At 71.0% G+C, this 14,919-nt stretch carries 17 protein-coding genes; 8 read left to right on the top strand and 9 right to left on the bottom strand.

All coding sequences use genetic code 11. From position 1 onward, the window contains the following. The first annotated feature begins 132 nt into the window (after positions 1 to 132). The 3 genes from RH864_RS07040 to RH864_RS07050 are packed head-to-tail and all read left to right on the top strand — an operon-like array spanning position 133 to position 2,681. Complete coding sequence (locus RH864_RS07040) at positions 133 to 720, top strand: SRPBCC domain-containing protein (protein WP_310516818.1); 588 nt, start codon at positions 133 to 135, stop codon at positions 718 to 720. Positions 721 to 722: 2 nt separating this feature from the next. Next, complete coding sequence (locus RH864_RS07045; RefSeq protein ID WP_310516819.1) at positions 723 to 1,034, top strand: ArsR/SmtB family transcription factor; 312 nt, start codon at positions 723 to 725, stop codon at positions 1,032 to 1,034. Between the two features lie 54 nt (positions 1,035 to 1,088). Continuing rightward, positions 1,089 to 2,681, top strand: coding sequence for an ABC-F family ATP-binding cassette domain-containing protein (locus RH864_RS07050; RefSeq protein ID WP_310516820.1), 1,593 nt, complete (start codon positions 1,089 to 1,091; stop codon positions 2,679 to 2,681). A gap of 121 nt (positions 2,682 to 2,802) precedes the next feature. On the opposite strand, the gene RH864_RS07055 is transcribed toward RH864_RS07050, so the two are convergent. The 8 genes from RH864_RS07055 to RH864_RS07090 all read right to left on the bottom strand — a co-directional run bounded on the left by RH864_RS07055 (position 2,803) and on the right by RH864_RS07090 (position 10,582). Then, positions 2,803 to 3,255, bottom strand: a complete 453-nt coding sequence (locus tag RH864_RS07055; protein ID WP_310516821.1) for a nitroreductase family deazaflavin-dependent oxidoreductase — start codon at positions 3,253 to 3,255, stop codon at positions 2,803 to 2,805. 100 nt (positions 3,256 to 3,355) lie between these two features. After that, entirely contained in the window at positions 3,356 to 5,485 is a 2,130-nt protein-coding gene (locus tag RH864_RS07060) for an LPXTG cell wall anchor domain-containing protein (protein WP_310516822.1), read from the bottom strand. A gap of 178 nt (positions 5,486 to 5,663) precedes the next feature. Then, positions 5,664 to 6,935 carry a diaminobutyrate--2-oxoglutarate transaminase gene (ectB, locus tag RH864_RS07065; RefSeq protein ID WP_310516823.1) on the bottom strand — a complete coding sequence of 424 codons (1,272 nt, stop codon included), beginning with the start codon at positions 6,933 to 6,935 and terminating at the stop codon, positions 5,664 to 5,666. Positions 6,936 to 7,040: 105 nt separating this feature from the next. After that, positions 7,041 to 7,463, bottom strand: a complete 423-nt coding sequence (locus tag RH864_RS07070; protein WP_310516824.1) for a type II toxin-antitoxin system VapC family toxin — start codon at positions 7,461 to 7,463, stop codon at positions 7,041 to 7,043. Then, positions 7,460 to 7,696 carry a type II toxin-antitoxin system Phd/YefM family antitoxin gene (locus tag RH864_RS07075; protein WP_310516825.1) on the bottom strand — a complete coding sequence of 79 codons (237 nt, stop codon included), beginning with the start codon at positions 7,694 to 7,696 and terminating at the stop codon, positions 7,460 to 7,462. Before RH864_RS07075 ends, RH864_RS07070 begins: the two co-directional genes overlap by 4 nt. Positions 7,697 to 7,774: 78 nt before the next feature. Further along, positions 7,775 to 8,242, bottom strand: coding sequence for a VOC family protein (locus RH864_RS07080; RefSeq protein WP_310516826.1), 468 nt, complete (start codon positions 8,240 to 8,242; stop codon positions 7,775 to 7,777). A gap of 110 nt (positions 8,243 to 8,352) precedes the next feature. After that, a complete protein-coding gene (locus tag RH864_RS07085; RefSeq protein WP_310516827.1) occupies positions 8,353 to 10,101 on the bottom strand; it encodes a multicopper oxidase family protein in 1,749 nt (582 codons plus the stop codon). After that, a complete protein-coding gene (locus RH864_RS07090; protein WP_310516828.1) occupies positions 10,085 to 10,582 on the bottom strand; it encodes a hypothetical protein in 498 nt (165 codons plus the stop codon). The genes RH864_RS07085 and RH864_RS07090 overlap by 17 nt, the downstream gene beginning before the upstream one ends. 266 nt (positions 10,583 to 10,848) lie before the next feature. Here RH864_RS07090 and RH864_RS07095 point away from each other — a divergent pair, with 266 nt between their 5' ends. The 4 genes from RH864_RS07095 (at position 10,849) to RH864_RS07110 (ending at position 13,671) form a co-directional block, all read left to right on the top strand. Beyond that, the gene (locus RH864_RS07095; RefSeq protein ID WP_310516829.1) at positions 10,849 to 11,040 is read left to right on the top strand and encodes a hypothetical protein; all 192 of its coding nucleotides are present in this window, start codon (positions 10,849 to 10,851) and stop codon (positions 11,038 to 11,040) included. Between the two features lie 76 nt (positions 11,041 to 11,116). Next, positions 11,117 to 12,199, top strand: coding sequence for a winged helix DNA-binding domain-containing protein (locus tag RH864_RS07100; RefSeq protein WP_310516830.1), 1,083 nt, complete (start codon positions 11,117 to 11,119; stop codon positions 12,197 to 12,199). A gap of 88 nt (positions 12,200 to 12,287) precedes the next feature. Next, positions 12,288 to 12,776, top strand: coding sequence for a recombinase family protein (locus tag RH864_RS07105; protein ID WP_310516831.1), 489 nt, complete (start codon positions 12,288 to 12,290; stop codon positions 12,774 to 12,776). Between the two features lie 31 nt (positions 12,777 to 12,807). Next, complete coding sequence (locus tag RH864_RS07110; protein WP_310516832.1) at positions 12,808 to 13,671, top strand: alpha/beta fold hydrolase; 864 nt, start codon at positions 12,808 to 12,810, stop codon at positions 13,669 to 13,671. Here RH864_RS07110 and RH864_RS07115 read toward each other — a convergent pair. Then, positions 13,668 to 14,267 (bottom strand): dihydrofolate reductase family protein, encoded by a 600-nt coding sequence (locus RH864_RS07115; protein ID WP_310516833.1) that lies wholly within the window; start codon positions 14,265 to 14,267, stop codon positions 13,668 to 13,670. The genes RH864_RS07110 and RH864_RS07115 overlap by 4 nt on opposite strands. A gap of 72 nt (positions 14,268 to 14,339) precedes the next feature. Here RH864_RS07115 and RH864_RS07120 point away from each other — a divergent pair, with 72 nt between their 5' ends. Next, positions 14,340 to 14,912, top strand: coding sequence for a TetR/AcrR family transcriptional regulator (locus tag RH864_RS07120; RefSeq protein ID WP_310516834.1), 573 nt, complete (start codon positions 14,340 to 14,342; stop codon positions 14,910 to 14,912). The last annotated feature ends 7 nt before the right edge of the window (positions 14,913 to 14,919 follow it).

Raw genomic sequence — 14,919 nt, forward strand, 5'->3', positions numbered from 1 at the left:
GCACCAGGCTTATTCTTGATCATGACACCAGTATTCAGTACTCCACCGACACCTCTGCCCGCGAAGCGCCGCCTTCGATGCGGAGCAGCCAACTGCAACTTGGTGGTTGCGTGTAAAGGGAGGTATGCAACCATGAGGTTGCACAACACCTCGGCCGAGGCATCCGCTCATCTGACCAAAGGAACGATCATGGAGAGCATGACGAAGAACGAGGCATCCGTCGTCGACGAGGCCGCCTTCACGGTGCGCCGCACCATCACGATCGCTGCGCCGCTCGAGAAGGTGTGGGCCGCGGTCACCGAGCCGACGCACATTTCGCGCTGGTTCGGTCGCACGGAGCTCGACGGCGCCGGGGCCGGCGCGGTCGGCACGATGACCTTCGACGACTACGGGGCCATCCCGCTGCGAGTCGAGGCCCTGCACGAACCGCGCATGGTCTCGTACCGCTGGAACAACGACGACGCACTCGGCGCACTGCCCGACGCGATCGACGAGGCCACGTCGACCACCTTCACATTCACGCTCGAGCCGATCGCCGACGGAACGCGGCTCACCGTCGTCGAGACCGGGTTCGGCGTCACGAGCGACCCGGCCGCGAACATGGCGAGCCATGCCGAGGGCTGGACGCTCGAGCTCGACAAGCTCGTCGCGCTCGTCGAGGGCGAGGCCGGCGGCACAGCCCGGGGTGAGGCGCAGCGCGACGCGGGGCCCGGCGCGTGACCATGGGGACGCTGGTCCAGGTGTGCGCCGCGCTCGGGGACGAGACCCGCTGGAGCATCCTGTCCGCACTCGGCGAGGGCGACGCATCCGCGTCCGCCCTCGCCGGGCGCCTGCCCGTGACCCGCCAGGCCATCGCCAAGCACCTCGCGGTGCTCGCCGACGTCGGCCTCGTCGAGTCCGTTCGCGATGGGCGCGAGGTGAGATACCGCGTCATCGGGGCCGAGCTCAGCGCCACCGCCCGCCGGCTCGACGCGATCGGTGCCGAGTGGGAGCGCCGACTCTCGACGATCAAGGAGATCGCCGAGGGGCTGTAGCGCGCCGGCCCCCGCGAGGCCGTTCGCCAGGTGCGGCCGCTAGTCTTGCTGCCCGTGAGCCTGATCCGCCTGAACGACGTGAGCCTCGACTTCGACGGGCGCCCGGTGCTCAAAGCGGCCTATCTCAAGCTCGCACGCGGCGACCGCGTCGGACTCATCGGCAAGAACGGCACCGGCAAGACCTCGTTCCTCGAGCTCGTGCTGGGGCGGCGCGAGCCCACGGGCGGCACCGTCGACCACACGCCCGGCACGACCATCGGCTACTTCTCGCAGTTCTCCGAGCTCGACGGGTCGCAGAGCGTGCAGCAGGTGCTGAGCGCCCACTTCGCCGAGGTGCACGAGACGCAGGGCAGGCTCGACGAGATCGGCGCGCAGCTGGCCGAGCCGATGGATGAATCGGCCATGACGCGTCTCCTCATCGAGCAGGGGGCGTTGTTCGAACGCATGGACGCGATCGGCGGCTGGACGTACGAGACCTCCATCGACACCGTGCTCACGCGTCTCGGCTTCGACGAGGAGCGCCGCCACCTGCCCGTCGACCGGCTCTCGGGCGGCTGGCGCAACCGGGCCGCGCTCGCGCTGATCCTCATCCAGTCGCCCGACGTGCTGCTGCTCGACGAGCCCACGAACTTCCTCGACCTCGACGGCGTGCGCTGGATCGAGGGCTGGCTCGGCGGCTTCACCGGCGCGGTGCTCGTGGTGTCGCACGACCGGCAGTTCCTCGACGGCGTCGTCGACCGCATCATCGAGATCGAGAACTACCGGCTGCAGGAGTACGAGGGCGACTACTCGGCGTACGTGCACGCCAAGCAGTCCCGCCTCAAGATGCTCGAGAAGCAGTTCGCGCACGAGGAGGAGCTGCTCGCGTACGAGCAGGCCGCGGCGACCGCGCGCCGCGAGGCGGCGCGGAACCCGTCGAACGCGGTCGCCCGCCGGCTCGCCGACATCAAGAAGCGGCAGGCGCCGCGGCCGATCGACCAGATCATCACGGGCATCTACGACGGGCTGAAGGTGAGCAACGACCTGCTCACGGTGACCGGACTGACGAAGGGCTTCACCGGCACGCCGCTGTTCGACGGCGTCTCGTTCGACCTGCAGCGCGGTGACCGGGTCGCGGTGATCGGGTCGAACGGCTCGGGCAAGTCCACGCTGCTCGACGTGCTGACGGGTGAGACCGAGGCCGACGCGGGCAGCGTGCGCTGGGCGAAGGGTGCGAGGTTCGTCTCGTACAACCGGGTCTACGCCGAGCTCGACCTCACCGACACGGTCGGGCACGCCGTGAACGCGTACCCCGACTCGCTCGCGTTCACGGCGACGAAGAAGAGCGTGAACCGGTTCCTCGCGATGCTGCAGTTCTCCGAGGCCGACCTGCAGCAGACGATCGGCACGCTCTCCGGAGGGCAGCGCGCGCGGGTCGCGATCGCGCAGTGCCTGCTCTCGGGCGCGGCGGTGATCGTGCTCGACGAGCCGACGAACCATCTGGACATCACGAGCACGCAGGTCATGGAGCGTGCGCTCACGCATTTCCCCGGCGCGGTCATCGTCGTGAGTCACGACCGGTTCTTCGTCGACAAGCTCGCCGACCGGCTGCTGATCTTCGAGGGCGGCGGCCGCGTGAAGGAGACGCCCGCGACGGGCGCGCTGTAGCGCGCTCGGTTCGGCTCGCGCGGCGAGCGGCTCGTCACGATGAGGCGGGCGGATGCCTCAGGCGAGCGGATGCCTCAGGCGGGCGGATGCCGGCCCTCAGCGGTACGCCCGTCGCGAGCGTTCAGCGAGCGACTGAGCCCTCACCGACCGGGATCAGCTGGAACACAGGATGCCGGTCGGCTTCGGCGGCGAACGCTTCCGCCGCGTCGTCGCGCCGAGCGATGAAGTACGGCAGCACGATCGGGGCGATCTCGACGTAGCGCTTGAGCACGGGGCCGGCCTCGTCGGGGCTCGCCTCGCGCACGGCGAACCGGCGGGTCGTGCGGCGCTTCGTCAGCGTGACCTCGCCGCTCGCGCGTGCATTGCGCACCCACGAGACCGTGCCGTAGGGCGACACCAGCCAGACCGCGCCGCCCTGTTCGATCGCGGTCACCGGCGTCGACCGGGGGAGTCCGCTCGTGCGGCCGGTCACGGTGAGCACGGCAGCGTGCGGCACCAGGCCGGCGCGCGTCAGCGCGGTCATCGCCCGGTTCATCAGGTGGGTCATCCGACCGTGGTGGTACGTCTTCGGCATGCGCTGCTCGTTCATCGCCGCTCCCGCCGTCGCTCTCCTCGATCCTAGCGACGCCGCCGGGCGGTCGTCTGGCGCGGTTGCGCGTCCGTGCGCGAGCGGACTACTCCGACCGGCGCCGCCGGCCCGCGAAGACCACGGCGACGCCGACCGCGATCAGCACGAGTGCGCCGCCGGCGATCAGCAGGATCATCCCCAGATCGACCCCGGTCGACGGCAGCTGGGCCGGGGCTGCCGGCGAGGCATCCGGGCCTGGCTGCGGCGTGTTCCCGCCGGTCGGCGGAGCGATCACGGTCGGCGTGGCCAATCCGAGGAACGCGACGATCTGGTGGCCGCCGGGGTTCGACTGGATCGGGACCTCGAGCCAGTTGTTGGTGACCCAGACGTTGCCCGACTGGTCGACGGCGGTCGCGGTGTTGCGCGTGAGCCCGTCGAAGAAGAACCCGGTGACGTCGGGCGAGATGGCGTCACCGGTCGTGAGACCGGCCGGGCACGTCGACGGGTCGGCCCCGCAGAACGCCGAGAGGCGCTTGCCCGCGAAGTTCGCGACCCAGACGTTGCCGTCGCCGTCGGTCGAGATGCCCCACGCGACCGTCGTGCCGCCGCCCTCGAACTCCGTGGCCGTGCCGTCGGGCGTGATCAGCGCGACCGAGCCGAGCACCTCGTCGAGTCCGCTCACGTCGCCGTCGGCGAACGGCCCGGTGCCGCCGGGCGGCGTCGGGCAGGGCAGCGTGATGAGGCTCGAGTTCGACACCCAGACGTTGCCGTGCGCGTCGCTCGCGAGGCCCATCGGGTTGTCGAACGCGGGGTTCGCGCCGGGCGACTCCGGCAGCGGGTTGCCCGCGTAGTCGACCATGACGACGGAGCTGTTCACGATGCCGGAGATGACCATGCCGCGCCCGTTGTCGACCACATCGAAGGGCTGCTCGAGGCCGAGCTGCTCGAACGGGAGGTTCCACGCCTTCGCCGGGTCGGCGTCGGCGTACACGGTGACCGAGTCGTTGCCGCAGTTCGCGGTCCAGATCGAGCCGTCGGCTGCGAAGGTCATGCCCTGCGGCCAGAAGACGTCGCCCTGCGTGAACCCGGTGTCGGGCGAGATCGGGACGCCAGCCGGGGTGAAGGCCGAGAGGCTGTTGTGCGGCGGCTGCTGGTCTTCGGGGCAGAGCGGTGCGGGCGCGGCGAAGCCGAAGTTGCTGACCCAGACGTTCCCGGTCGCCGGGTCGAGATCGATGCCGTACCCGACGCCGCTCAGCCCGCCGCCCGTGAAGGTCGTGAACTCGCCGGTCGGCGACACGCGGAAGAGCTCCTTCGAGTCGCACACGGGGGTGTGCGGGTCCGCCGCGTACTCGTAGTTGTTGTTGACCCAGATGTTGCCCTCATGGTCGATGGCGAAGTTGCCGGGCCCATCGAGCGACTCGCCGTCGCCGTCGAAGCGGATCGCGATGGTCCAGGCCGCGGGCGGCGTGTCGAGCACCGGCAGTTCCTCGGGCAGGGAGACGGCCTGGGTCAGCGTGAAGACGCGGACGGGATCGGCGCCGGGGGACCTGGCGATCGACGCGAAGGCGCGCAGGGTGTCGGTGGGCGCCGCCTCGCCGTCGACGGTCGCGGCGTCGACGAGTGCGCTGCACCGCCCGGCCGGATGCTCCGCGGGGGCGTCGAACGGCACGTTGACGCAGGCCGCGAGCGCGGCCGTCAGCGAGTCGAATGCCGCCAGCGTCGAGGTCTCCTCGCCGTTCGGCGACGACGTCAGCGTCGTGCTCAGGGCGCCGGTCGCCGGGTCGGCGAGGTTCGCCGTCATCGCCGCGGAGTTGCGGAGGCCGGGCGCGAGCCCGGTCACCTGCTCGTTCGAGATGAACTGGGCCATCGAGTACGCCATGGCGACCGTCGTGCGCTCGTTGACGGTGACGGGTGAGGTCGGGGCGCCGGCCGGGATGGCGAGGGCCATGGTCGCGGTCAGACCGTCAGGCTGCGCGGGTGCCGAGGCTGTCAGATAGGCGATGCCGTCCGCCGGAACGGGATCGCCGAACGCGACGGAGAAGTCGCCGTCCGCGCTCGCGTCGGCGCTCGCGATCGGCGCGGTCCCGCCGGTCACCCAGGCCTGCACGCGCCAGCCGGTCCAGTCGGTCAGGGCGTCCGGGCCCTCGACGACGGTCTCGAGCGTCCCAGAGACGCTGGTAGTGGCCGGTGCGGGTGCCGCGTTCGCGGCCGTCCCACCGCCGACCGCCAGTGCCACCAACCCCACCAATGCCGCCCAGGTGCCCACTGCTCGCTTGCCCACGCCTCTGCCCACGCCCACACGTCCGTCCGTCGTCGTCGATTCGGTGCCGTCCGCGCGACAGTATAGAAATGTCTCCGTTTCTGCGCCAGTGTGCGCGAGGGCGAGCCTGGGGGATTTCGCCGCCGCCGACCCGTCAGCCCGCGGCGACGGCCGCGATGCTCTCGCGCACGATCTGCAGGCCGCGCGTGAGCTCGTCCTCGGTGATCGTGAGCGCCGGGAGGAACTTGAGCACCTGGTCGTTCGCACCCGACGTCTCGATGACGAGCCCGCGGCGGAACGCCTCGGCCGAGACCCGGCCTGCCCAGGTCGGATCGCCGTCGCACACGAGACCCATGAACAGTCCGCGGCCGCGGACGGTGAGGCCGAGGTCGGTCTGCTCGGCCGCGATCTCGTCGAGCGTGCGACGCAGCAGGGCCGACTTCGCCGCGACTCCGTCCATGAACGCGTCGTCGGTCCAGTACTCCTCGAGCGCGACGCGCGCCGAGATGAACGCGAGGTTGTTGCCGCGGAACGTGCCGGTGTGCTGACCGGGCTTCCACACGTCGACCTCGGGCCGCATGAGCACGAGCGACATGGGCAGGCCCGAGCCCGAGATGGACTTCGACACGGTCACGAGGTCGGGCACGATGCCCGACTCCTCGAACGCGAAGAACGAGCCGGTGCGCCCGATGCCCGACTGGATCTCGTCGAGGATGAGCAGGATGCCGCGGTCGGCGGTGAGCTGCCTGAGCCGCTGCAGCCACGGCGCGCTCGCGACGTTGATGCCGCCCTCGCCCTGCACCGCCTCGACGATGACCGCGGCGGGCAGGTCGAGTCCGCTGCCGCCGTCCTCGAGCATGCGCTCGAACAGGTCGAGCGTGTCGACGCCGGCGCCGAGGTATCCGTCGTAGGGGAGTCGCGTGACGTTGTCGAGCGCGACGCCCGCGGCGGCGCGGTAGTGACTGTTGCCGGTGGCGGCGAGGCCGCCGAGGCTGAGCCCGTGGAACGCGTTGGTGAACGCGACGACGTTGGCGCGGCCGGTCGCCTGGCGGGCGACCTTCAGCGCGGCCTCGACCGCGTTGGCGCCTGTCGGTCCCGTGAACTGGATCTTGTAGTCGAGGTCGCGGGGAGCGAGCACGACGCGCTCGAACGCCTCGATGAAGGCCTTCTTCGCGGAGGTCGCCATGTCGAGCCCGTGGATGATGCCGTCGCGCTCGAGGTACTCGATCAGAGCGCGCGTGAAGTGCGGATTGTTGTGCCCGTAGTTCAGCACGCCCGCGCCCGCGAAGAAGTCGAGGTACTCGCGCCCGTCGGCCGCGGTCAGCGTCGAGCCCTTCGCACTGTCGAACACGACGGGGAAGGCACGGATGTACCCGCGCACGTTGGACTCGTACTGCTCGAAGATGTCCAAAGACGAGTCGGTCATGCGGTGGTGCTCCTGTTCAGTCGAATGACGCAGGAGACGAGCCTACGTCCCCGAGCCGGGAAGCCCGTGCACCGCGATCCTCCGCCCGGGGCGACCGGGCCTCGTTCAGCGCTCTTGGCTCCACGGATTCAAGACCGGCACACCGAGCGGCGTGAAGTCCCGGGCATTGCGGGTGACGACCGTGAGCCCATGCACCATGGCGGTTGCGGCGATGAGCGCATCGGTGGATGGCTTCGGGTCGGGAACGTGCAACGAGCCGGCGCGGACGGCCACCCTGGCGTCCACCGGAAGCGTCCGGCCTTCGAACGCCGGGATCACGTTGCCATCCAGCCATCGGCGCAGCACTGCGCCCTGGAGCGGGTCCGTGCGTTCTTTGCGGCACACGCCCGTCTCGAGCTCGACGATCGTCATCGCGGAGATGAACAGCAACGAGGGATCCTGGTGCGCGGCCCACTCCGTCAGCGCACGGCTCGTCCGCACGGGGCGCCGCAGCTCGCTGACCACGTTCGTGTCGAGGAGCCAGCTCACAGGTCGGGAATCCTCAGTTCGAAGTTCACGCGGGGCGGGTCGAACGGGATGTCCTCGTCCATCCGCAGGGCGTCGACGATGTTCGTCGGGGTGCCTCGCAGGCGTTCGTACTCCGCGATCGACATCAGGACGTATGCGGGCTCCCCGCGGTCGGTGATGATCACCGGTTCGAGTCTGGCGTGCCGCTTCGCTGCGGCGAGGTCGTTGTTGAACGCTCGTGCACTGATCTGCATGGCGACCTCCTGTGGAGGAGTGGTGGCTGACCACCAGACCTTACCAACGTTGCCAACGTCCGGCCATCCTGCGCCGCGTCAGGCGTGCTCGAGCTCCTCGATCACGATCTTCTTCTGCTGCATCATGACCTGGATCTGCGCGGGGCGGCGGGTCAGCTCGCCCATGCGGGCGGGGATGACCTGCCAGCTGACGCCGAACCGGTCTTTGCACCAGCCGCACTGTTCGGACTCGGGCACGTGCGACAGCTTCGACCAGTAGTAGTCGATCTCCTCCTGGTCTTCGCACGACACGATGAACGACACGGACTCGTTGAACCGCAACAGCGGCCCGCCGTCGAGGCAGGTGAACTCCACGCCGTTCAGCGCGAACTGCCCGTTCAGCACCTTGCCCGACATGCCCGTGAAGTGCTCGTCGAGCGATTCGTCCGGGTACTCGTCGATGCGAATGATCTGCGAGTTCGGGAACACGTCGACGTAGTAGTCCATCGCCTCGCGCGCCCGGTCGTCGAACCAGAGACACGGTTGGATGGGTGCGATCTCGGCCATCTGGAACCCCCTCGTTCGGACAAGGTCTCCGCCTTGTTCGGATGCGATCTCGGGCGTCAGGCTACGCGGATGTCGCGCCCGCGGCGAGCGTTGATCCCCTGCCGCGCGCATCACTCGGGGCGGTTGCCCGCGGCCCCGTTGATCGTGAACGGCGTCGTCACGCCGTCGTACATAACGTGCGCGACGAGCCCGTCGACCGCGTGCGGCAGCGTGTGGCAGTGGTCGCTCCAGATGCCGGGGTTGTCGGCGACGAACGCGATGTCGTAGCGCTCGCCTGGGTGCACGTCGAGCGAGTCGACGACCCAGGGGCTGCCGGATGCGGCGACGCCGTCCCGTGCGAGCACGACGACATGGTGGCCGTGCAGGTGCATGGGGTGCACGTCGCCCGAATCGTTCCTGAGGTGCATGACGACCACGTCGCCCTCGCGCACGTGGAACATGGGCATGTCGGGGAACATGCGGCCGTTGACGGTCCAGAAGTTCCCGGGGCGCCCGTCGATGACGCCGAAGCGGCGCGCGATGACGTAGTCGAACGAGCGGTCCGGCGCGGTCGGATCGAAGTCGAGCGGCGCGGCAGCGCCGTACGAGAGCAGGTCGAGGGTGTCGGTGGGCTGCGGGACGTCGGTCGCCTCGCCGGTCGCGTCGAGGTCGCCGATCAGGATGCTCCGGGCGCCGCCCACGTGCAGTCGCACGGCGCCGTCGTTCGGCGCCTGCACCGAGACATCCGCCCGCCCGCCGGCCGGGATGAGCACCCGTCGGCCCGTGATCGGCGTGGGCGCGTGCACCTCGTGGCCGTCGGTGGCGAGCACCGTGAACGGAGCCGCCGACCACACCGACGCCGTGCCCTGGTCGGTGTTGATGACGCGCACGCGCACGGTCTCGCCGGGTTCCGCGCCGACGCGCTCGTCGCCGGCGCGCCCGTTGAGCGTGTACTGGCCGCCGTAGACGTGCAGCAGGGCGGCGACGTCGTGCGTGGTGCCTGGAGCATCCGTCACCGACGCGCCTTCGGTGCGTGGTTCGATGACGACCGCGCCGAGCAGCCCGCCGACGACCTGCTCGTGCGAGACCTGGTGCGAGTGGTACCAGTAGGTGCCCGCGTCCTCGGCGACGAAGCGGGAGGTGAAGCGGCCGCCGACGGGCACGACGTCCTGGGTGATGCCCGCGACGCCGTCGGCGGCGTTCGGCACGTCCATGCCGTGCCAGTGCAGGGTCGCGCCGTCGGCGACCGACGCGTTCACGAACTCGACCTCGACGAGGTCGCCCTGCCGCGCCCGGATCTCGGGGCCGGGCGACGTGCCGTTCACGGTGTACCCCTCGACGGCGTGGCCGCCGGGCACGTCGACGGTGCTCTGCCTGGCAACGAGCTCGACGTGCACGTCGGCCGGGCGGTCGGCCGGTGCGGTGAGGTCGGTCACGCTGACCCGGGGTGCGGTCGCGCCGGCGACGGATGCTCCGGGCGCGCCGGGATCGCCCGCGGCCCCGGGTTCGTGGCCGGCGTGCCCGGCGTGGCCGGCGTGCGACGCGGGGCCGGCGCCGAGGTCCATGACCGAGTACTCGCCGACGAGCGTCGAGCTCCAGGCGATCGCGCCGACGCCGAGCGCCGTCGCGACGGCGACGCCGGCGGCGACCCGGCGGAGCAGCTCGCGCCGGCGCGGGGCGTGGTCGGGCGGCTCGCCGCCCGAGCGTTCGGGCGCGGGCGCGGGCGCGGGCGCGGCGGATGCGGCGAACCGCGAGGCGTGGCCCGCACGGTGCGACGCGGGGAGATACTCGGCCGCGTCGGGTTCGAGGTCGACGCCCGGCCGGCGCCAGACCCATGCCGTGTCGGGAACGGGCTGCAGCAGGTCAGGCAGCAGCGACATCGGTCGACGCTCCTCGTGTCGGGTCGGGGTTCGCGCGCGCCGCTCCGGTCCGGGGCGTGCGAGCGGGGCGCATCCGGAGGGCGGCGATCGACGCGGTGCCGACGACCGCGACCGCATTGGCGCCGTGGATGAGTCCGAGGTACGGGACATCCGTCAGTGAGAAACCGAGTGTGACCTGCAGCACGACGACCGCGAGCACGACCGCCGCCCAGAGGCGCGCTCCGCGCGCCCGCACGAGGAACGACACGACGAGCAGCGCGACGGCGATCATCGGGATCGCGACGCCGCCCACGAGGCCGTGGATCCAGAAGCCCAGTTCGCCCCGGCCGGCCGACCCGCCGCTCTCGACGAGCGCCTTGTCGACCACGCCGCCCTCTTGCACACGGTTCAGGACGCCGCCGAACGCGAACGCGATCGCGGCGGCCTGGACGACGACGCCGCCGGCGACGCTCCAGGCGAAAACTGTGTAGACCCTGCGCATGATGCCTGCTCCTCGGGTGAGATCGGGTGAGATCGATGGGATGCATCTGCCACGATCGTGGTCGGCCCGGGCCGCGGGAACGCGGCGAACCCGCAATCGCCCTGCGGGGAGGTACGCGCCCGGTGGAGGGCGTCGGCTCAGGGCTGGTGCGGATGGCCCCCGCGAACGGCCCCGCGGGTGGGCATCGGAAGCGGCCGGTGCGCGCGTTTCTGCGCAGCTCGGGCGATTCGGCTGACACTGCTGGCCAGGCTTGGTAGCATACTGGGATGCAGCAGGATCGGACGATGGTGACCGAACGCCAACGCGGCGCGCAGAGCGCCCTGTTCACCCGCATGAGCGACGCAGATGAAGCAGCCCCGGCCGTGGACTTCGCCGACGGGGCCGACGAGCGTCGTCGCGTCGTCGACCGGCTCCGTGAACGATGGGGGCTCGTGCGGCAGCTCAGCGAGTTCGGCTGAACCGGAGCGGGCGAAGGATTCGCGGTCTGCGCGTGGGCGTGGCGCCTGCGTCGGTGGCCCGCCCTACGCTGCAGGCATGACGACCGATCGTGACGTCAGCCGGTGGCGGTTGCGCTCACAGCTGCTCGCCGCGCCGCATGGTGACGCCGAGCAGGTCGTGCGCGCGCTGCTCGCGGTGCAGGCCGAGAACCCCTCGCAGTCGGCGTGGGCGGTCGCGACCCGCACCGAGGCACCGGACCAGGACGACCTGGCCGCTGCGCTCGCGACCGGGCAGGTGCTGCGCACCCACATCCTCCGGTCGACCTGGCATTACGTGCCGGCCGACGACGTGCATTGGCTGCAGGAGCTCACCTCGCCCCGGGTGCTGCCCGTCTACGAGCAGCAGCTGCGACCGCTCGGCGACCGGGTTCCCGCGATCGCCGGCATCGTCGAGGCGGCGCTGGGTGAGGCATCCGCACTCACCCGGACCGAGCTCGCGACCCGGCTCGCCGAGCGCGGCGAGCCGCTCACCGGCCAGCCGCTCGGGCTGCTCATGGCGTGGCTCGAGGTGCACAACCGGGTGACGAGCGGCGCGCCACGCGACGGCGAGCACACCTACGCGCTGTTCGACGAGCGCGTGCCCGCGCCCAGGCGGCTCGACCGCGACGAGGGGCTCGCCGAGCTGGCCCTGCGGTACTTCACGTCGCACGGCCCCGCGACCGAGCGCGACCTCATGTATTGGGCGACGCTCGTCGTGACCGATGTGCGGCGGGGCATCGCCGGCGCGGGAGACCGGCTCTCGTCGTTCGAGCACGACGGGCGCACGTTCTGGCACGCCGCAGGCGAGGAGCCGCCGGCGTCCGGGGAGTCGCCGACCGCGCCCGCCGGTCACCTGCTGCAGGTGCTCGACGAGATGTACCGCGGGTACCAGGACTCGCGCTGGATGCTCGACTCCGACGGTCTCGTGCCGCGCGGTCGCGAGGCGGCGATCGGCATGGCGCTCGTCGACGGGCAGCTGCTCGCCGCCATGAAGCGCACGATCGGCGCGAAGCGCGTGACCTTCGCGCTGCAGCCGTACCGCGCGCTTCGCGCGCGCGAGCGGTCCGCGATCGAAGAGGCTGCGGCACGCTACGCCGCATTCCTGGGGCTCGAGCCGAGGGTGGAGCTCGCCGAGGGGTGATCGTGTGCGCGGCTTCCGCGCGCGGCGTGCGCGCGAGCGCGATCGCAGGGACAATGGAGAGCGACGTGACGGCGGGATGGGTGAGCTGATGACGGATACGACGGACCATGGCACGTCGGCGGTGCCTGCGACGACGGTGCCTGCGACGACCGCGAGCCTGCCGGTCGTCCACGACCACACGCACGCCGCGATCGGCTGCCCCGAGTGCTTCGAGGAGCTGCAGCTGCACCGCGACTGGTGGAAGGCGCGCCCCGAGGGGTCCCGGCTCGTCGGCATCGTCGTCGCGCGCGACGATATGCCGTCGGTCGTCGAGCAGCGTAACGACCTGGCGCGCTTCGGGGTCGCGATCCTCGATTTCAAGCACCCCGCGCCCGAGGTCGAGCTGACCTGGGAGCAGCGGCTCGGCCGGCTGTTCGACTCGCTGCAGGCGGGCGACGTGCTCGTCGTCGCGAACGAGCGCGCGCTCGGCCGGAAGTCCGACGAGATCGCGCGCACCATCCGTGTGCTGCGGCAGCACAACCTCGTCGTCAAGGTGCTGAACCACGGTGCCAAGCACCTGGAGGACGCGCACGCCTGATCGCGCGGCGCCGGTGGAGACCAGGATGCGGATGTCTCGGGCTGAGGTTCGGCGGTTGCGCGTCGCGCGGCCCGACGGCACGTTGCTCGTCGGCGAGGCGATCGGTTCGCCGGAGCATCCGGTCGTGCTGCTCGTCGCGGGCGGCGACTGTCCCATGGACTGGTGGCGACCCGAGTTCTGCGAGGCCATCGCCGAGCAGGGGTACCGGGTGATCCGCTACGACCAGCGCGGCACGGGGGAGACGACGCTCGGGCCGACCGAGCGGCGGCAACCGGGGGTCACGGCCGCCATCGGCGACGCGCTCGCCTTGCTCGACACAGTCGGCGCCGACGATGCGCACTGGGTCGGGTGCTCGGCGGGCGGATGGATCGCGCAGCTCGCCGCGCTCGACCACCCGGAGCGCGTGCGCGCGCTCACGCTCGTGTCGACGACGCCGGCCTGGTTCGGCAGCGGGGATGACGACCTGCCCGAGCCGTCCGCGCGACTGCAGACGGCGTGGGCGAACCCGCTGCCCGACCCGGACCGGAGCAACCCCGACTCGATCGTCGAGTACCACGTGGCGATCGACCGCGACTATGCCGGGGACGAGTTCGACGAGGCGCACGACCGCGCGATCTGGACCGACGCCGTGCGCCGCTCACCCGCGCCGCGGCCCGACGACGAGCCGGCCGCGTTCGCGGAGCCGCCCCGCTGGCGCGAACGGCTGGGCGAGATCCGGGTGCCGACGACGGTGCTCCACGGGACCTCGGACCCCATGTTCCCGGTAGCGAACGGGGAAGCGCTCGCACGAGACATCCCCGGCGCACGCTTCGTGCCGCTCGCGGGTATCGGGCACGAGCTGCCGCCGCCCGCGTGGGACGCGGTGATCGACGCCGTAATCGGTGCGCGCCCCTAGGCCGGGTCTCCGGAAGCGCTCTGGTCCATGCGCGAGTACCATTCGACGACATTGCCGCCGTCGAACGTGCGCACGGCGTCGAGCGCGAACCGCCGCGGTGAGAACTCGGGGCCGAACGCCGGAAGGCCCGCGCCGGCGATCACGGGGTAGCGCTTGATGACGAGCTCGTCGATCTCCTCGATGAGCTGACCCGCGAGGCGCCCGCCGCCCGCGAGGTAGATGCCGAGCGACGAGTCTTCGGCCTTCAGGGCGCGGACCGTGTCGATCGGGGATCCCGGCACGATCGTGACCGCCGGATCGAGCTGCTCGAGGCTTCGCGAGACGACGTACTGACGCAGGTGTGAGTACGGCGAGGTGATGCCGAGCTCGAGTGCGGGGTCGTAGGTGCGCCGTCCCATGATGACGGTGTCGAAGCGCGTCAGCGGGGCGTCGGCGATGCCGAGCTGCTCGCGACCGAACGACGGCAGCGCATCGCCGTAGTCGCCGGACATCCACGCCCGGTAGTCGTCGGAGCCGGGGAAGAAGTCGACCTCGTCGTCGGGCCCGGCGATGAAGCCGTCGATCGACAGGGAGATGTAGTAGGTGAGGGTTCGCATATGGCAACCACTATAGCTATAGTTGTTGCACCGTCAAGGGTTCATCGGGACCGTGCTGAGGAGGCATCCGGAATGGTCAAGAATGCCGAGCGCCGACGAGCATTGCTCGAGGCGGCCGTCGAGGTGCTGGCCGCGCAGGGCGGTCGCGGGCTCACGTTCGGTGCGGTCGACACGGCGGCCGCGGTGCCCGCGGGCACCGCGTCGAACTATTTCGCCTCGCGCGATCAGCTCATCGACGAGCTCGCCGCACACGTGTTCGAGCGGCTCACGCCCGACCCCGAGGAATCCGCTCGCCGCATGGCGGCCGAGCCGACCCGCGCGACCGAACGCGACCTCATGATGTGGCTCGTCGAACGCGCGCAGGCCGACCGGGCCGCGCATCTCGCGCTCTTCGAGCTGCGGCTCGAGGCGACCCGCAACCCGCGGCTCGCGCCGGCCGTCACGCGCCACTTCGCCGGCAACCTCGCGATCGCGAACTCCGATCACGTCGGCGGCGGATTCCCCGGCGACCGCTCGACCGTGCTGGTGCTGTACCTCGCGATGACCGGGCTGCTGCTCGAACATCTGACCATGCCGGATCTGCTGGCCGACGACGCGGTCGAGGCGGTCGTGAATCAGATCGTGACCGCCGTGGTGCCGGAGTGATGCTCGC

The sequence above is a fragment of the Agromyces aerolatus genome, from assembly GCF_031432255.1.
In the GTDB taxonomy this organism is placed as follows: domain Bacteria; phylum Actinomycetota; class Actinomycetes; order Actinomycetales; family Microbacteriaceae; genus Agromyces.

What these genes read in the sequence shown, in the direction of transcription:
- RH864_RS07055 (WP_310516821.1), bottom strand. Translation starts at nt 3,255, where the DNA reads ATGCCGAAGACGTACCACCACGGTCGGATGACCCACCTGATGAACCGG.
- RH864_RS07080 (WP_310516826.1), bottom strand. Translation starts at nt 8,242, where the DNA reads ATGGCCGAGATCGCACCCATCCAACCGTGTCTCTGGTTCGACGACCGG.
- RH864_RS07100 (WP_310516830.1), top strand. Translation starts at nt 11,117, where the DNA reads ATGACGACCGATCGTGACGTCAGCCGGTGGCGGTTGCGCTCACAGCTG.
- RH864_RS07120 (WP_310516834.1), top strand. Translation starts at nt 14,340, where the DNA reads ATGGTCAAGAATGCCGAGCGCCGACGAGCATTGCTCGAGGCGGCCGTC.
- RH864_RS07040 (WP_310516818.1), top strand. Translation starts at nt 133, where the DNA reads ATGAGGTTGCACAACACCTCGGCCGAGGCATCCGCTCATCTGACCAAA.
- RH864_RS07090 (WP_310516828.1), bottom strand. Translation starts at nt 10,582, where the DNA reads ATGCGCAGGGTCTACACAGTTTTCGCCTGGAGCGTCGCCGGCGGCGTC.
- ectB (WP_310516823.1), bottom strand. Translation starts at nt 6,935, where the DNA reads ATGACCGACTCGTCTTTGGACATCTTCGAGCAGTACGAGTCCAACGTG.
- RH864_RS07115 (WP_310516833.1), bottom strand. Translation starts at nt 14,267, where the DNA reads ATGCGAACCCTCACCTACTACATCTCCCTGTCGATCGACGGCTTCATC.
- RH864_RS07095 (WP_310516829.1), top strand. Translation starts at nt 10,849, where the DNA reads ATGCAGCAGGATCGGACGATGGTGACCGAACGCCAACGCGGCGCGCAG.
- RH864_RS07045 (WP_310516819.1), top strand. Translation starts at nt 723, where the DNA reads ATGGGGACGCTGGTCCAGGTGTGCGCCGCGCTCGGGGACGAGACCCGC.
- RH864_RS07075 (WP_310516825.1), bottom strand. Translation starts at nt 7,696, where the DNA reads ATGCAGATCAGTGCACGAGCGTTCAACAACGACCTCGCCGCAGCGAAG.
- RH864_RS07110 (WP_310516832.1), top strand. Translation starts at nt 12,808, where the DNA reads ATGTCTCGGGCTGAGGTTCGGCGGTTGCGCGTCGCGCGGCCCGACGGC.
- RH864_RS07105 (WP_310516831.1), top strand. Translation starts at nt 12,288, where the DNA reads ATGACGGATACGACGGACCATGGCACGTCGGCGGTGCCTGCGACGACG.
- RH864_RS07085 (WP_310516827.1), bottom strand. Translation starts at nt 10,101, where the DNA reads ATGTCGCTGCTGCCTGACCTGCTGCAGCCCGTTCCCGACACGGCATGG.